Annotated in this window: 15 protein-coding genes and 1 pseudogene; 13 read left to right on the top strand and 3 right to left on the bottom strand. The window is 62.5% G+C overall.

What is annotated here, in order from left to right:
* Nucleotides 1–8: 8 nt before the first annotated feature.
* Nucleotides 9–902 carry an AraC family transcriptional regulator gene (locus A3722_RS04100; protein ID WP_067625101.1) on the bottom strand — a complete coding sequence of 298 codons (894 nt, stop codon included), beginning with the start codon at nucleotides 900–902 and terminating at the stop codon, nucleotides 9–11.
* A gap of 154 nt (nucleotides 903–1,056) precedes the next feature.
* On the opposite strand from A3722_RS04100, the gene A3722_RS04095 reads away from it, so the two are divergent.
* The 7 genes from A3722_RS04095 to A3722_RS04070 all read left to right on the top strand — a co-directional run bounded on the left by A3722_RS04095 (nucleotide 1,057) and on the right by A3722_RS04070 (nucleotide 7,920).
* A complete protein-coding gene (locus A3722_RS04095; protein ID WP_067625098.1) occupies nucleotides 1,057–2,004 on the top strand; it encodes an SDR family oxidoreductase in 948 nt (315 codons plus the stop codon).
* 231 nt (nucleotides 2,005–2,235) lie between these two features.
* Nucleotides 2,236–3,366 (top strand): TRAP transporter substrate-binding protein, encoded by a 1,131-nt coding sequence (locus tag A3722_RS04090; RefSeq protein ID WP_067625096.1) that lies wholly within the window; start codon nucleotides 2,236–2,238, stop codon nucleotides 3,364–3,366.
* Nucleotides 3,367–3,440: 74 nt separating this feature from the next.
* Nucleotides 3,441–4,025, top strand: coding sequence for a TRAP transporter small permease subunit (locus A3722_RS04085; protein ID WP_067625093.1), 585 nt, complete (start codon nucleotides 3,441–3,443; stop codon nucleotides 4,023–4,025).
* Nucleotides 4,022–5,440 carry a TRAP transporter large permease gene (locus tag A3722_RS04080; protein WP_067625090.1) on the top strand — a complete coding sequence of 473 codons (1,419 nt, stop codon included), beginning with the start codon at nucleotides 4,022–4,024 and terminating at the stop codon, nucleotides 5,438–5,440. Before A3722_RS04085 ends, A3722_RS04080 begins: the two co-directional genes overlap by 4 nt.
* Complete coding sequence (locus A3722_RS04075) at nucleotides 5,430–6,785, top strand: amidase (protein ID WP_236627340.1); 1,356 nt, start codon at nucleotides 5,430–5,432, stop codon at nucleotides 6,783–6,785. Before A3722_RS04080 ends, A3722_RS04075 begins: the two co-directional genes overlap by 11 nt.
* A 10-nt stretch (nucleotides 6,786–6,795) precedes the next feature.
* Complete coding sequence (locus A3722_RS24500; protein WP_162931793.1) at nucleotides 6,796–6,957, top strand: hypothetical protein; 162 nt, start codon at nucleotides 6,796–6,798, stop codon at nucleotides 6,955–6,957.
* 3 nt (nucleotides 6,958–6,960) lie between these two features.
* A complete protein-coding gene (locus A3722_RS04070; protein WP_067625087.1) occupies nucleotides 6,961–7,920 on the top strand; it encodes a 2-hydroxyacid dehydrogenase in 960 nt (319 codons plus the stop codon).
* Between the two features lie 8 nt (nucleotides 7,921–7,928).
* Here A3722_RS04070 and A3722_RS04065 read toward each other — a convergent pair whose 3' ends face one another.
* Both A3722_RS04065 and A3722_RS04060 read right to left on the bottom strand, forming a co-directional pair.
* Nucleotides 7,929–8,864: a DMT family transporter gene (locus tag A3722_RS04065; protein WP_067625084.1), complete on the bottom strand. Its 936-nt coding sequence runs from the start codon at nucleotides 8,862–8,864 to the stop codon at nucleotides 7,929–7,931.
* Nucleotides 8,861–9,397 carry a TetR/AcrR family transcriptional regulator gene (locus A3722_RS04060; protein WP_067625081.1) on the bottom strand — a complete coding sequence of 179 codons (537 nt, stop codon included), beginning with the start codon at nucleotides 9,395–9,397 and terminating at the stop codon, nucleotides 8,861–8,863. The genes A3722_RS04065 and A3722_RS04060 overlap by 4 nt, the downstream gene beginning before the upstream one ends.
* Nucleotides 9,398–9,470: 73 nt before the next feature.
* Between A3722_RS04060 and A3722_RS04055 the strand changes: the two genes are divergently transcribed.
* The 6 genes and pseudogenes from A3722_RS04055 to A3722_RS04030 all read left to right on the top strand — a co-directional run.
* The gene (locus tag A3722_RS04055; protein ID WP_067625078.1) at nucleotides 9,471–10,541 is read left to right on the top strand and encodes an alcohol dehydrogenase family protein; all 1,071 of its coding nucleotides are present in this window, start codon (nucleotides 9,471–9,473) and stop codon (nucleotides 10,539–10,541) included.
* 198 nt (nucleotides 10,542–10,739) lie between these two features.
* The gene (locus A3722_RS04050; protein ID WP_082849349.1) at nucleotides 10,740–11,867 is read left to right on the top strand and encodes an ROK family transcriptional regulator; all 1,128 of its coding nucleotides are present in this window, start codon (nucleotides 10,740–10,742) and stop codon (nucleotides 11,865–11,867) included.
* A 3-nt stretch (nucleotides 11,868–11,870) separates the two neighbouring features.
* Nucleotides 11,871–12,797 carry a carbohydrate kinase family protein gene (locus A3722_RS04045; protein ID WP_067627022.1) on the top strand — a complete coding sequence of 309 codons (927 nt, stop codon included), beginning with the start codon at nucleotides 11,871–11,873 and terminating at the stop codon, nucleotides 12,795–12,797.
* Nucleotides 12,798–12,946: 149 nt separating this feature from the next.
* On the top strand, nucleotides 12,947–14,410 hold the full coding sequence (zwf, locus tag A3722_RS04040) for a glucose-6-phosphate dehydrogenase (RefSeq protein WP_067627024.1): 1,464 nt from the start codon (nucleotides 12,947–12,949) through the stop codon (nucleotides 14,408–14,410).
* Nucleotides 14,407–16,215 (top strand): phosphogluconate dehydratase, encoded by a 1,809-nt coding sequence (edd, locus tag A3722_RS04035; RefSeq protein WP_067915926.1) that lies wholly within the window; start codon nucleotides 14,407–14,409, stop codon nucleotides 16,213–16,215. Before zwf ends, edd begins: the two co-directional genes overlap by 4 nt.
* A 3-nt stretch (nucleotides 16,216–16,218) precedes the next feature.
* A pseudogene (locus tag A3722_RS04030) lies at nucleotides 16,219–16,434 on the top strand (keto-deoxy-phosphogluconate aldolase); the annotation flags it as partial.

Below are 16,434 nucleotides of genomic sequence, written 5' to 3'. Positions count from 1 at the left end.
GGTTCTCTCTACGCCAGCCCGGCGGCCACCTGCTGCGCGTCGCTCCATTCGCGGGGGGATTGGCCATACATGCGCTTGAATTCCCGGCTGAATTGCGAGGCGCTAACATAGCCCACACCCACCGCCGCCTCGCTGACCGTGGTCCCGCCTGCGATTTTCATGGCGGCATTGTTCAGCCGCATGGATTTGACGAATTGAATCGGCGACATCGTCGTTACCTTTTTGAACTTGCGGTGAAATACCGCGCGGCTCATCCCGGCGCGTTGGGCCATATCGTCGATAGAGATGGGCGCGTCCAAATGGGCAGCGACATGCGAAATCGCCCGTGCAACGGCATTGCCCGCCCCAAAGGCGCGCCGCGCAAAGTCCCCTGCCTCCCCTTTGAGAATAGCATAGTAAAGCTCACGCAGGCGCGCATCGGAGAGCACGGCGCGGTCGGTCTCGCTCTGACCCAATTGCAACAGACGCAGCAGCGCGTCAGAGAAGGCATCATCCCATGCGGCAAGCTTGATGCCCTCCGCCCGCAGGTCGCCGGGGGCAGGGGGGATGAGGTTTCCCGCGCTTTCCATTTCCAGCGATAGTTCGGCCATCAAACGCGCATCAAGGGCGATCAAGACGCCATAAAGCGGGGTTTGGGGTGACGCGCTTGGCGTGCCCGCTTTGACCGGCATCGACATCGGGCAGCACATATAGCGGCTGTCGTCATAGACATAGCGCTTGCCGTCCAAAACGGCCTCCTTGGCGCCGCTGACGATGGCGATGGCACAGGGCTCATAGACCGCTGGCACACAGGGGATCGCGCTGGTCGCTTGAAAAAGCTGAACGCCCTTGATGCCGGTCTCGGTCAAGCCGTCGCGCTGGCTGTGCTGTTCGATGATATGTCGGATTTGCTGTTTGCTCATGGTGCCAACCTAGGGCCGCATGTTTGATTAAAGCAATAGGAGTGAGAGGATCAGGCAAGTAATCGCGACGATCTGGCCTGTTTCCATCGGGTGGTGAGAGTTATCTGCAAGGTCAACGGGGCGCGATGCCTCTTTAACGGTAAGGAGCAAGACCATGGCAGACAAGACTTTCGGCGCGCACGGCTGGACCCCTGAGCGGATTGGCAGGCTGGAGGGGAAGACCTTTGTGATCACCGGGGCCAATGCGGGGGCCGGTTTTCAGGCAGCGCGGACCTTGCTGAGCAAAGGTGCCGCGGTCGTGATGCTGAACCGCAGTGCAGAGCGGTCGGCGGAGGCCGTGGCAAAGCTGAAAGACGAATATGGCGCGGCGGCGCAGGTTAGCTTTATTCGGATGGATTTGGCCGATCTGGACACGGTGCGCAGCGCTGCGGCAGAGGTTCTGAGCGATGTTCCCCGGATCGACGCGCTGATCTGCAACGCCGCCATTGCGCAGGTGCCAAGCCGCCAGTTGACCAAGGCGGGACATGAAAGCCAGTTGGGCACCAATCACTATGGCCACTTCCTGCTCTGCGGGTTGTTGTTCGACCGGATCGAAGAGACCGCGGGCCGGATCGTGGTGGTGGCGAGCCTTGGCTACAAGATGGGCCTGCGCACCATCCAGTTCGACGACATGAATTGGGACAAGAACTACCGCGCCAACTCCGCCTATAGTCAGAGCAAGCTGGCGCAGATGATGTTTGCCTATGAATTGCAGGACCGCGTCACGCAGGCGGGAAAGAACGTTGAGGTCTATGTCTGCCACCCCGGTGCCTCGGCCACCTCTTTGATCAGCACCAGCGGTGGCCTGATGACACGGTTCACGTGGTGGCTCATGTCGAAACTGCCGATCGTTCAAACGGCGGAGCGCGGCGCCTATCCAGAGGTCATGTGCGCCACCGAAGACGGGCTGGCGCAGCGCGCGCTTTACGGGCCCACAGGCCGAATGGAGATGGTCGGCCCGGTCGGGCGCGGATCGCTGGAACCCTATGCCTACGACAAAGCCACGATGGTCAAACTCTGGCAGCGGTCCGAGGAAGAAACCGGTTTTCACTGGGCCGTGTGAGGTGGGGCGGGGCATGTAATAGCCCCGCCAAACCCTGCGAAATCAGGCACACTCTGTCTCGGCGCAGAGTGTCGTTTCGTGTGTCAGTTGCACAATAAAGTTGCAGTTGATGAGCCGTCAGCGGACAATTCTTGCCAAATGAGATCATTCGGTTAGTCTCTGATCTCGGGTCGCCCGACCAATAGCGTATTTCAAGTAAGCAAAGGGGCGGCCACTCTGGGAGGAGGAAACATGACTGAGACTAAAAAGTTCAATCGACGTTCGTTCCTGACGAAGTCCGCACTTGCTGGGGGGGCGGCTACCGGGAGCATGCTGGCCGCACCGGCGGTGTTGGCCCAAGCGCCGATCGTCATCAAGATGCAGACGTCGTGGAATGACGCCAACATCTGGCAAGACTTTGCCCGCGATTACGCGACACGGGTGGAGGAGATGTCGGGAGGGCGTCTCAAGGTCGACGTGCTGCCTGCGGGCGCGGTCGTGGCGGCGTTTCAGGTGCTTGATGCCGTGAACGACGGTCTGATCGACGCGGCGCATTCGGTGCCCGTCTATTGGTACGGCAAGAACAAAGCCGCATCGCTCTTTGGCACAGGGCCGGTTTTTGGCGGCTCTGCCACCACCATGCTGTCGTGGTTCTACCAGGGCGGCGGTCAGGAGCTTTATAACGAGCTGACCCAAGATATCATGGGCCTCGACGTTGTGGGCTATATGGGCTTCCCGATGTTCGCGCAGCCCTTTGGTTGGTTCAAAGAAGAGGTCAATACGGTCGATGACCTGCAAGGCTTCAAATACCGCACCGTGGGTCTGGCCGCCGATCTGATGGCCAAGCTGGGCATGTCTGTTGCACAGTTGCCGGGCGGTGAAATCGTACCCGCGATGGAGCGGGGCGTGATCGACGCCTTTGAGTTCAACAATCCGTCGTCGGACAAGGATTTCGGTGCACAGGACGTTGCCAAGAACTACTATCTGTCGTCCTATCACCAAGCGTCTGAGAGCTTTGAGTTCCTGTTCTCCAAGATGTTCCTCGAAGACCTAGACCCTGATCTTCAAGCGATCCTCAAATACGCTGTGGAAGCGGTTTCGACCGCGAACACGGCCAAGGCGATGGACCGCTATTCGGCGGACCTTCAGTTCTTGCAGAACGAGGCTGGCGTGACCGTGCGGCGCACCTCCAAAGATATCTTGGATGCGCAGCTTAAGGCATGGGATGAACTGATCCCCGAGTTGGAATCCGATCCCTTCATGAAAAAGACCCTCGACAGCCAACGCGAATGGGTCGACCGCGTTGCCTATTACGAGTTGATGAACTCGCCGGATTACGGTCTTGCTTATGAGCATTACTTCCCCGGCAAGATCAAAATGTGATCACGCATACCCGCAAGTAATGAGGCCCCCGGCGCCACCATGCGCCGGGGGCTCTACGAGACATTGGGGACATCATGATATCTTTCATTCGGTTCGCCGATAACCTTTCCGCATGGTTCGGCAAGGCTTTCGCTTGGCTCATTTTGCTGATGTCTATCGGCACGGGCTACGAAGTTTTTGTGCGCTATGTGCTGAACAATCCCACCGCTTGGGCGCTGGACGTGTCCTTCATCATGTATGGCACGCTCTTTATGATGGGCGGGGCCTATACGCTGTCGCGGGGCGGCCATGTGCGGGGGGACTTCCTCTACCGGCTGTTCCAGCCGCGCACCCAAGGCATGATCGACCTCGTGCTCTACATCATCTTCTTTTTTCCCGGGGTCACGGCGCTGATCCTTGCGGGGTGGAAATACGCCGCCCGATCTTGGTCATACGGCGAAGTTTCGGTCAACAGCCCGGCGGGCGTGCCGATCTACCAATTCAAGGCGGTCATCGTAGCGGCCGGAATACTGCTGTTTATCCAAGGCATTGCACAGGTTTGCCGCTGCCTTATCGCAATCCGCTCAAATTACTGGCTCGAAGCAGAGGAAGATGTCTTTGAAACCGAAGACCTCATGATGCGCGAAGCCAACAAGGCCGAGAAAGACCATATCACATGACCGATCCGCAAATTGCCCTGATGATGCTTGGGCTCTTCATCGTCTTCGTCTTTCTGGGTTTCCCGATTGCTTTCACGCTGATGGCGATGGGCATCGGCTTTGGCTACTACGCCTATTTTGACGCCCGCCGGATGTGGCGTGGCTTTGACCGGCTGGATGAGGGGGCCGGCCAGTGGGAGCAATGGTCGACCTGGTTCGAGGGGTTTTTCAACAACCGAATATTCGACCTTTTCGTGAACCAGACCTTTACGGTGATGTCGAACGAAGTGCTGACCGCGGTGCCGCTGTTCCTGTTCATGGGCTACATCGTGGAGCGGTCGAACATCGTCGACCGGCTGTTCACCACGCTCAACATCGCGTCGAAGAACATCCCCGGTTCCATGGGGGTCGCGGCGCTGATCACCTGCGCGCTTTTTGCCACGGCCACTGGGATCGTTGGTGCTGTGGTGACGCTGATGGGCCTGCTTGCGCTGCCCGCCATGCTCAAGGCGCGCTATGATCCGTCCTTTGCGGCGGGCATCATCTGTGCGGGTGGCACGTTGGGCATTCTGATCCCGCCCTCGATCATGCTTATCGTCTATGCGGCGGCGACGAACGTCTCTATCGTGCGGCTTTACGCGGCGGCGCTGCTGCCGGGGCTGACGCTGGTCGGGCTCTATCTGGTCTACATCATCGGGCGGTCGCTGCTGCAGCCGTCTTCGGCCCCACGTCCCACAGCGGATGAAGTGCCGGACATGCCGATGGGCAAGCTCTTGTTAATGATCGCCACGTCCTTCCTGCCACTCGCCTTCCTGATCTTCGCGGTGCTGGGGTCGATCCTTTTCGGCCTTGCAACCCCGACAGAGGCGGCGTCGATCGGCGCGCTCGGCGGCATCTTCCTTGCCTTCATCTACCGCGCGATGACATGGCAACGGATGCGCGAGAGTGTCTACCTCACGGTGCGCACCACGGCGATGGTCTGCTGGCTTTTCGTCGGTTCCTACACCTTCTCGGCGGTGTTTTCCTACCTCGGCGGCGAGCATGTAATTTCGGAGTTCGTCCAATCGCTGAACCTCTCGCCAATCATGTTCCTGATCCTCGCGCAGCTGATCATCTTCCTGCTCGGCTGGCCGCTGGAATGGTCCGAGATCATTATTATCTTCGTGCCGATCTTCTTGCCCCTGCTGGCGGTGTTCGAGATTGATCCGCTGTTTTTCGGCATCCTCGTGGCGCTGAACCTACAGACCAGTTTCTTAACACCACCGATGGCCATGTCGGCCTATTACCTCAAGGGGATCGCCCCGCCCGAGTTGCGTCTGACGCAGATTTTCGCGGGCGTGATGCCGTTCCTCTTCTGCGTGATCCTGTCGATGGTGCTGATGTATGTCTTCCCGCAGATCGTCTTCTACCTGCCGGAGGTGTTCTATGGGCGCTGAGCCAAGGATGACCGCAGCGGCAGCACTTGGCGTGACCGAACTGCGGGACCGCTTGGCGAGCGGCGCGCTGGACGCGCTGGCGCTGGTCGAAAGCTACATCGCGCGGATCGAAGCGCGCGAGGAAGTCGTGGGCGCTTGGGCGTGGTTCGATCCCGAGTTCGCCCGCGCGCAGGCCCGGACGCTCGACAGTTATCGTCGGGCGGGCCGACCGCTTGGGCGGTTGCACGGGCTGCCAGTGGGGCTGAAAGACGTGATCGACACCCGCAGCATCCCGACTGAGAACGGCGCGGCCCAAGACAAGGGGCGCGTGCCGCTGCGCGATGCTTTCATTGTGGAGCGGCTCAAGGCCGAGGGCGCGATCATCATGGGCAAGACGGTCACGACCGAGCTTGCCTTCATGCATCCGGGCAAGACCTCCAATCCGCATAATCCGGCACATAGCCCCGGCGGCTCGTCCCAAGGTTCGGCGGCGGCTGTGGCGGATGGCATGGTGCCGCTGGCCATCGGCACGCAGACGGGCGGCTCGGTGATCCGGCCTGCGTCCTATTGTGGGGTCACCGGGTTCAAACCGACCTTCGGCGCGATCCCGCGCCGGGGGGTGCTGACGCAGTCACCCTCGCTCGACACCATCGGCGTCTTTGCCAGCGATCCCGCCGGTGCGGCGCTGCTGGCCGAGGTGCTATTTGGCCATGATCCCGAAGACAGCGCCACCATCCTTGCCCCCACGCCCGCGCTTTTGACGCAGACCACCACCGCGCCGCCGATCCCGCCGGTCTTTGGTTTCGTTCGCCCGCCGGGGTGGGAGGATGCCGATCCGCAGCTTCACGCGGCTTTCGAAGAATTGGTCGCAGCGCTTGGCGATCAGGCGTTTGAGCTGCCCCTGCCGTCGGTCTTCGACGGGGCGGCAGAGGCGCGCAAACGCATCAACTTTGCCGAGATGGCCTATCACTATTACCCCTATCTGCGCGATGGGGCCGACCTGCTGTCACCCGCGACGCGCGAGGCGATGGAGGCGGGCAACAAGGTGCTGGCCCGCGATTACCAATCGGCCCGCGACCTGCCCAAAGTGCTGACCGCCGCGCTGGAAGAATTGCTGACCCGCTGTGACGTGCTTTTGTGTCCCTCCGCCACCGGCCCCGCACCGCGCGGGCTGGAGACAACCGGCGATCCGATTTTCAACGGTCTGTGGACGCTCTGCGGCAGCCCCTGTGTGAACGTGCCTTTGATGACATCGGAAGACGGTCTGCCGATGGGCGTGCAACTGGTCGGCGGTCACGGTCAAGACGGGCGCCTGATGCGCAGCGCACAATGGCTTTTCGACTGGGCCGATGGCGCGACCCAATGAGGATTGAAACATGAACCGTTTACTTGCTCTTTTCGCATTTGCCGCGATTGCGGTCTTTTTGCTGATCCTTGCTGTTGAGGTGCCCAGCATTGATCTGATCATAATCGTCGCGGTGACGCTGGCCTTCGTGGCCTATGATTTCTTCACCTCCAGTCGGAAGGATCGGGACTGATCCATGGCCAAACCCGTCATCTGGATCACCCGACAGCTTTCGGACGCCACGCTTGAACGGGCGTGCCGTGATTATGAGGTGATCTGGGATCCCGCCGACGAACCCGGCAGTGCCGAAAACATCATCGCGATGAGCGCGCGGGTCGATGGCATGATCCCCTGTCACTCCGAGCATTTCAGCGCAGATGTGGTGGCCCAGCTTGACCCCCGGCTCAAGATCATCGCCAACCACTCCGTCGGGGTGGATCACTGCGACCTGCCCAGCCTCAAGGCGCGGGGAATTGTCGTGACGAACACGCCCGGCGTTCTATCGGATGCCACGGCGGAACTGGCGCTGATGCTGATGCTGGGGGCTGCGCGGCATGCGGTGGCGGGGGACCAGCTTGTGCGCAGCGGGCAGTGGCAGTCGTGGTCGCCCGCGATGCTGGTCGGCAAACAGCTCTCCGGTGCGCGGCTCGGGATCATCGGTATGGGCGGCGTGGGCCGCGCCTTTGCCCGCAAGGCGCGCGGGCTGGATATGGAGATTCATTACCACAACCGCCGCCCTCTGAACCCGGAGGAGGAGGCGGGCGCGACCTATCACGCCGAGTTGGATGACCTGCTGGCAGTGTCGGACTTCCTAACGCTGCACTGCCCGGCCACACCCGAAACCGTGGGTCTTTTGAACGCAGCGCGGCTGGCGCGTCTGCCCAAGGGCTGCGTGATCGTCAACACCGCGCGCGGCAATCTGGTGGATGAGGCGGCGCTGCTCGACGCGCTCACCTCGGGCCATGTCGGTGCGGCGGGGCTGGATTGTTTCGTGACTGAGCCGGGCGGCAACCCGGCCTTTGCCGCGCATGACAACGTGATGATGATGCCGCATGTAGGCAGTGCCACCGTGGCGACCCGCGATGCGATGGGGTCCAAGGCGCTTGATAACCTTGATCACTTTTTCCGAGGGGAAACCCCGCCGGACCAGTTGTAGGCATCCTTTTAAGTGACACCCGGCGGCGGTGCGGGCGCGGCGCGACGCAGCCGTGACGGCAAGGGCAGGGTGATGATGGCAAGACAGCCGATCACCAGCGCCACACCAATCCAGCCAAGAGGAGGCAGGCGTTCGCCCACGATTAAAACAGCAAGCACCGCTGCGACGACCGGTTCGAAAAGGGTGATCACAGTCGCCGTGCTCGCCTCCACCCGGGCAAGGCCGTAGCCAAAGGCGACATAGCCCAGAAACATCGGCACGGCGGCCATATAAAGCCCCACGGCAGCGTTGCTCCATGATGCCAGAAACGCCCCGCCCGAGACCAGCAGCACCGGCATCAGCAGCAGCCCACCCAGCCCGAAGGTCGCTCCCATGGCCACGGTAGAGCCGGTGCCTTGCAGCATCATCTTGCGCGCGCTCCACGAATAAAGCGCGTAGGTGAAGCCCCCGATCAGGCCCAGCAAGACGCCCAAGGGAACCGATGGCGCGCGCAGCGTCTCCCCATGGGCGGCGTTTTCGGCCAAACAGATCAGCCCCATGCCGATCAGCCCCACCGCCGCGCCGAGAGACCAGCGCAGGGTGAGGCGTCGGCCATCCAGCACGTATTCGATCAGCGCCGAAATCAGCGGCGCAGAGCCGATGGTGATGACCGTGCCCACCGTCACCCCCGCCAGCCGCATCGCGCCGTAAAAGGCCAGCGGATAGACCGCCACCGCCACTGCGCCGATGACCAGCAGACGGCGCTGCTGCCAGAGCCGCGCACGCTGGTTCAGGATGCCCCGCCCGGCCCAAAGGGCCTGCGCGATCCCGCCCAGACCCATGGCCGCAGCACCAATGGCAGCGGCGCTCACGTCGGGGGCAAAGGTGGCGGCGGTGCCGGTGGTGCCCCAGACTACGGCGGCGAAAAGGATGGCAATCACGCCCCAGCGGTGGCTCTGCATCATGCGAGCGTCCTTAGCATATCTTCGGCCATCGCGCGCGCCAAACGCTGCGCGGCGGTTACGGCCTCCGCCCCCCGAAGCGGCCAAGTCTGCGTGAGCCCTTCGATGATGAGCAATAGCGCCGTCTCGGCCCCCGCCAGATTGGTGGCCGCGGCGGCCTTGGCCGCCACCTCGGCCTTGTGCCGCGTTAGCAGGGCGCGCAGGATGTCGCTGCCGGGGTCGGCGGCGACGGCGGCATGGAACAGGCAGCCGTGAGAGGTTTCGGTTTCCATCCACTGCCCGACACGCGCCAAGATCGCCTCCAGCGCGTCGGTGGGTGCCTGCGGTAGGTCATCGAAGACCAGCGCGAGGTACCGCTGTTGGCGATTTTCCAATGCCGCCAGCACCATTTCAGCGCGGGAAGGGGTGTATTTATAAAGGGTGCGCAGGCTTACCCCCGCCGCATCGCGCAGGTCTTCGACGCTGGGTTCGGCGAAGCCGCGGGCGGCAAAGGCACGCTCAAGCCCGGCGGCGATTTTGCTTTGGGTATCTGTCATGCTTGACGATGTAGAGGGCTCCCTCTACCTACGCAAGTAGAGTAATCATTCTACACCCGAAGGAGCCGAAGCGATGACCCTACCAGAGACGATGAAAGCCATGCTGCTGACCGGCCACGGCGGTTTGGACAAACTGGAGTGGCGCGAAGACGTTGCGGTGCCAAAGCCCGCAGGCGGAGAGGTTTTGGTCCGCGTCGGCGCGGCGGCGGTGAACAACACGGATGTGAACACGCGCACGGGCTGGTATTCCAAAGCGGTGCGAGGCGACACCGGGTCGGCGGCGAGCGAGGGCTACGACGGCGCCTCGGACGCCGATGGCGGCTGGTCCGGCGCCTTGAGCTTTCCGCGCATCCAAGGCGCCGATTGCTGCGGAGAGATCGTGGCCGTGGGTGAGGGGATCGATGAGGGGCGGATTGGCGAGCGAGTTCTGATCCGGCCCATGTATAGCCCTGCGGGGGCGGGGCCGGATGATCTGGTCACCTTCGGATCGGAACGGGATGGCGGTTTTGCTGAATATGCCACCGCCGAGGCCAGCAATGCGCTGCGGATCGACAGCGCACTCACGGACGTTGAGCTCGCTTCTTTTCCATGCGCCTTTTCGACTGCCGAAGGGATGATCCAGCGCGCGGCATTGGGGGCGGAGCGTGTGTTGATCACCGGCGCCTCTGGCGGCGTCGGCTCGGCTGCGGTGCAACTGGCCAAACGGCGCGGGGCGCATGTGACGGCGGTGACCAGCCCCGGCAAGATGGAGGCGCTGAAGGCGCTCGGCGCGGATGAGACGCTCGACCGGGATGCGGCGCTGCCGGAGGATGCCTTTGATGTGGTGCTCGACCTTGTTGGCGGGGCGCGTTGGCCCAAGCTGCTTGATGCGCTGGTGACGTGCGGGCGCTATGTGACCTCGGGCGCGATTGCCGGGCCGATCGTCGAGTTGGACCTGCGCACGCTCTACCTCAAAGATCTGACCCTCATGGGCAGCACGCGGCAGGAACCGAGCGTTTTTGCCGACCTTGTGGGGTATATCGAACGCGGAGAAATCCGGCCTGTCGTTGCGGAAAGCTATGCGCTGCGAGACCTTAAGCAGGCGCAGGAAGCCTTTCTTGAGAAATTCCACATGGGGAAGATCGGCATCACGGTGGCCGGTTAAGCGCGAAAATGGGCCGCTTGCCACAAGGGCAGGCGCTCTTTGCTGCCAATAAGTAAATTAGATTTATTTAATCGTTGACTCACCCCCTCCCATTTGGGATTTGTCCTTCGAGACGCCGCATGAACCGGAGGGGAGGCCAGTTTGCAGCAGCTACAGACATTCGCCGACCGGACCGCGCGCGGCTCGAACCAGAGCGGGATGCGGGCCTATAACGAACGGCTCGTCCTGTCGCTTATCCGGCGCAGCGGCCCTACGTCCAAGGCTGAGATTGCCCGGCTCACCGGCCTGTCGGCGCAGACTGTATCCGTCATTATGCGCGCCCTCGAAGCGGATGGACTGCTGAAAAAAGGCGCGCGGGTGCGGGGCCGGGTGGGGCAGCCTTCGGTGCCGATCAGCCTGAACGCGGAGGGGGCCTTCTTTCTGGGGCTAAAGGTTGGCCGGCGCAGTGTCGCGTTGATCCTGACTGACTTCGAAGGCCAGGTGACGCGCCGCAGCAGCGAGGTCTATGCCCATCCCACCCCCGCTGCGGTAATGGAATTCGCGCGGCGCGCTTTGCAAGATACGCTCGCCTCTTTGACCGCCGACCAGCAGGCGCGGGTGGCGGGACTGGGCGTCGCCCTGCCGTTTGGCATGTGGGAATGGGAGGTTGCGGGCGGCGATCTGAGCTTGTGGCAGGACTTTGATATCGAAGCCGCTTTGGCGGAGGTGGTCGATCTGCCGATCTCCATTTGCAATGACACTTCCGCCGCTTGCGGGGCCGAACTGGTTTTTGGCGCGCAGGACAAGCCGCGCGATTTTCTGTATTTCTACATCGGCTATTTCGTGGGCGGTGGGCTGGTGCTGGATAGCAAGCTCTACACCGGCAAAAGCGGCAATGCGGGGGCGCTCGGCTCCATGCCGTTGACGCGGGGCGCGGCTGGGCAATTGGTCGATGTGGCATCTTTGGCGGTCTTGGAGGCGGCGTTGCAGGAGGCCGGAGAGACCCGCCGCGCCCCATGGAGTGATCTGGCAGCTTGGGAACTTTCCGCCGGCATTCTGGACCCATGGCTCGACAGTACTGCCGAGGCGCTGGCGCAGGCGGTCCGCGCCGCAACATGCTTGATCGATTTTGACACGGTGATGATCGATGGATCATTTCCTGAGACAATTCGCGCGGATGTGGTGGCACGCACCCGCCGCTATCTTGCCGCCCAGCCCATGCCGGGCGTTACCCTTCCTGACCTGCGCGAAGGGACCGTCGGCAGCGACGCCCGCGCGCTTGGCGCGGCAAGCCTGCCGCTTTCTGACCGTTTCCTCGTCGACCGCGACGCATTTTTGAAAGGCTGACAGATGATCCTTTGCTGCGGAGAAGCCCTGATCGATATGATCCCAACCCCAACCACCGCAGGCCCCGACGGCTTTGTGCCCCATGCGGGCGGGGCGGTCTTTAACACGGCCATCGCCTTGGGGCGGCTCGGGGCGCAGGTGGGGATGCTGTCGGGCCTGTCGTCTGACATGTTCGGGCGGCAGTTGGTCGATGGGCTGAAGGCCAGCCATGTGGATGTCTCGCATCTGGTGGTGTCCGACCGTCCGACGACGCTGGCCTTTGTTCGGCTGGTCGGTGGCCATGCAACCTATGATTTCTATGACGAAAATTCGGCCGGGCGCATGATCACGCCGGGGGATATGCCTGCGCTCTCGGCTGAGGTCTCGGCGCTGTATTTCGGCGGGATCAGTTTGGCTTGCGAGCCGGGCGCGGATGCCTATGCAGACCTGCTGGCGCGCAACGCCGAAGGCCGTGCGGTGATGATCGACCCCAACATTCGCCCCGGTTTCATCAAGGATATCGAGCGTTATCGTCAAAGGCTCGACCGGATGCTGGCGCTGTCGGACATCGTGAAGGTATCGGATGAGGATCTGAACTGGATCAACCCCGCGCCCCTGTCGCTGCGCGATAAGGTGGCCGAGTTGTTGGCCAAGGGGCCGTCGGTTGTAATCCTGACACGTGGAGGCGAGGGGGCAACGGGCTATCTGGCCAATGGTGAAGAGGTGCAAGTCCCTGCCGTGAAAGCCGAAATCGTCGATACGGTCGGCGCGGGCGATACCTTCAACGCAGGCGTTTTGGCAAAGATGTCTGAGCTGGGTCAGCTCCATAAATCCGCGCTCGCCACCCTTTCGCCCGAAGTGTTGACCGAGGCGCTGGCCTATGGCGCGCGCGTCGCCGCCGTGACCGTCTCGCGCGCCGGGGCGAACGCGCCTTGGGTAGAGGAAATATGAAATGTTGAAGAACCGCCTATCTTTTTCGCTCAGATATGTTAGCGCTACCAGTGGCCGCCCTGAGGAGGGCGCAGGAGGGATGGCGATGGCTTTGAGCAATCGAAAACATGGTGCCGCCGCGCACCAACGCAGGCAGGAGGGCTGACCCCATGGTATCGCGCGTAATCCCCGTTGACCCTTTCGACCTCGTCATTTTCGGTGCGACCGGCGATCTTGCCCGGCGCAAGATCCTGCCCGGTCTATTCCACCGTTTCACCGTCGGCCAGATGCCCGAAGGCGCACGGATCGTCGGTGCGGCCCGCTCCGAGCTTGATGCCGACGGTTTCCGCAAGATGATCCGCGACAGCCTTTTGGAGTTTGCCCCGAAGCTGGCGCAAGAGAGCGCCGCCTTGGAGCGGTTCCTTGCCATGGTGCACTACATGCGTGTGGATGCCTCGGGCGATGCGGGCTGGGCGGACCTCAAAGACCTGATGCGCGACGATGTCGTGCGGGCCTTCTATCTCTCGGTCTCGCCGTCGCTGTTCGGGACGATCGGCGGCAAGCTGCATGATCACGGCATCGCCACCCGCGACAGCCGCATCGTCGTTGAAAAGCCCTTTGGCCATGATCTGGCAACCGCGCAGGCGCTGAACGCCGATCTGCGCGCCAATTTCGATGAGAGCCAAATTTACCGGATCGACCATTACCTCGGCAAAGAGACGGTGCAGACCCTCATGGCGCTGCGTTTCGCCAATGCGCTATGGGAGCCGCTGTGGAATTCCACCCATATCGACCATGTGCAGATTACGGTTTCCGAGAGCCTCGGCGTCGAAGGGCGGGGGGAGTACTACGATAAATCGGGTGCCATGCGCGACATGGTGCAGAACCACCTGATGCAGCTTTTGTGCCTGACGGCGATGGAGCCGCCCTCGCGTTTTGACCCCAACGCGGTGCGTGATGAAAAGGTTAAGGTGATCGAGGCGCTGGAGCCTGTGGCGCAGAAGGACATCGCCCGCGGCCAATACCGCGCCGCGCAGGGCGAGGGCAGCTACCGCGATCATGCGGGCGACCCCGACAGCCGCACCGAAAGCTTCATCGCCATGAAGGTCAAAATCGCCAATTGGCGGTGGGCGGGCACGCCCTTCTATCTGCGCACGGGCAAAAAGCTGCGCGGGCGTAGCTCCGAGATCGCGGTGATCTTCCGCGACCCGCCGCATATGATCTTCCCGGCGATGGAGGGCCATAAGGGCAACGCCCTGATCATCCGCCTGCAGCCTGACGAAGGCATCACCCTGCGCAACACGATCAAAGACCCCGGCCCCGGTGGCATGCGTCTGGCCGAAGTGTCGCTGGATATGACCTTTGCCGACGCCTTGGGCGAACAGGCCACTCCGCAAGACGCCTATGAACGGCTGATCATGGATGTGATCCGTGGCGATCAGACCCTGTTCATGCGCGGGGACGAGGTCGAAGCCGCCTGGGCTTGGGCCGATCCGATCATTCACGGCTGGGAAGAGACCCGGCAACCCCCGTACCCCTATGACCCCGGCAGCTCAGGCCCCGAAGAGGCGCTGATGCTGATGCACCGCGACGGCCGCCGCTGGCGCGAGATCACACGAAAGGACGACCAATGACCCTGCATTCCACGATTGACCGCGTCACCGACCGTATTATCGCCCGCAGTGAGGCGACCCGGCGGCCCTACCTCGACCGAATGGAAGCCGCCCGCGCCAAGGGGCCGGCCCGCGCGCATCTGTCCTGTAGTGGGCAAGCCCATGCCTATGCCGCCTCTGGCGCAGACAAGGACCGGCTGGCGACCACCAGCGCAGGCAACCTCGGGATCGTGACGACCTATAACGACATGCTCTCGGCGCATCAGCCGTTTGAGCGTTACCCCGAACTGATCCGCGACGCGGTACGTGCGGCGGGCGGCACCGCGCAGGTGGCGGGCGGTGTGCCTGCCATGTGCGACGGGGTGACCCAAGGCGAGGCGGGGATGGAGCTGTCGCTTTTCTCACGCGATGTGATTGCTTTGGCGGCGTCGGTGGCACTCAGCCACAACACCTTTGACGCCGCCGTCTACCTTGGGGTCTGCGACAAGATCGTGCCGGGGCTGGTGATCGCGGCGCAGGCCTTTGGGCATCTGCCTGCCGTCTTCCTGCCCGCCGGGCCGATGGAGAGCGGGCTGTCGAATGACGAAAAAGCCAAGGTGCGCCAGCAGTTTGCGGCTGGAGAGGTGGGGCGCGATGCGCTTATGGCTGCCGAGATGGCCGCCTATCACGGGCCGGGCACCTGCACCTTCTATGGCACCGCCAACACCAACCAGATGCTGATGGAGTTCATGGGGCTGCACCTGCCGGGGGCGAGTTTCGTGCCGCCGAACGGAATGCTGCGTGATGCGCTGACCCAAGAGGGGGCGAAACGGGCACTGGCGCTGAGCGCTCTGGGCAATGACTACACGCCCGTGGCTTCGATCCTTGATGAAAAAGCGTTCGTGAATGGGATCGTCGGGCTCAATGCCACGGGCGGGTCGACCAATCTGCTGATCCACCTTATCGCCATGGCGCGGGCCGGGGGGATCATTTTGGATTGGGAGGATTTCTCGGACATCTCCGACATCACGCCGCTGCTGGCGCGGGTCTATCCCAACGGTCTGGCCGATGTGAACCATTTCCACGCGGCGGGTGGTCTTGGCTATATGATCGGTGAATTGCTGAAGTCCGGTCATCTGCACCCCGACACCCATACCGTCGCCGGGCAGGGGTTGGAGCATTACACCTCCGAGCCAAAGCTAAAGGCCGATGGTTTGGTTTGGGAAAAGGGCGCGGGCGAAAGCCTGAACGAGAAGATCCTTCGCCCCGCCAGCGATCCCTTCCAGCCCACCGGCGGGCTGCGCCGCATGGCCGGATCGCTTGGCACCGCTTGCATGAAAGTCTCTGCCGTCGCGCCCGAACACCACATCATCGAAGCCCCCGCGCGGGTCTTTGCGGATCAGAATGAGGTGAAGGCAGCGTTTAAAGCGGGCGAGTTGACCGACGATGTGATCGTTGTCGTCCGTTTCCAAGGGCCAAAGGCCAATGGCATGCCTGAGTTGCACAGCCTGACGCCGCTTCTGTCGATCCTTCAAGGGCGCGGGCAGAAAGTGGCTTTGGTTACTGATGGGCGCATGTCGGGGGCATCGGGCAAGGTGCCCGCAGCGATCCACGTCAGCCCCGAAGCGGTCGATGGCGGCCCCATTGCGCGGGTGCAGGATGGCGATATGCTGCGGGTTGACGCAGTTGCAGGGACGCTTGACGTGCTGGCCGAAGGGTTCGATGCCCGTCCCAACGTCACCGCTGATCTTTCTGCTTACCATGCCGGGACGGGGCGCGAGTTGTTCGCTATGTTCCGCGACACAGTCGGTTCTGCTACCACCGGCGCAACCATTTTTGGAGGCTGATCCATGACCCTTACTGCAAAAGACGCCAGCCGTCGCACCCGCGACATCTGCGCGCTCGCCCCAATCGTGCCTGTTCTGGTGATCGAAGACGTCGCACAGGCCCGGCCATTGGCTGAGGCGCTGGTCGCCGGGGGGCTGCCCGCGTTGGAAGTGACCCTGCGCACGCCTGCCGCACTCGACGCGATTGCGGCCATGGCCGAAGTCACGGGCGGGCATGTG

It is taken from the genome of Sulfitobacter sp. HI0027, from assembly GCF_001634775.1.
Lineage (GTDB): Bacteria > Pseudomonadota > Alphaproteobacteria > Rhodobacterales > Rhodobacteraceae > Sulfitobacter.
This window is presented reverse-complemented; position numbering and strand designations above follow the sequence as displayed.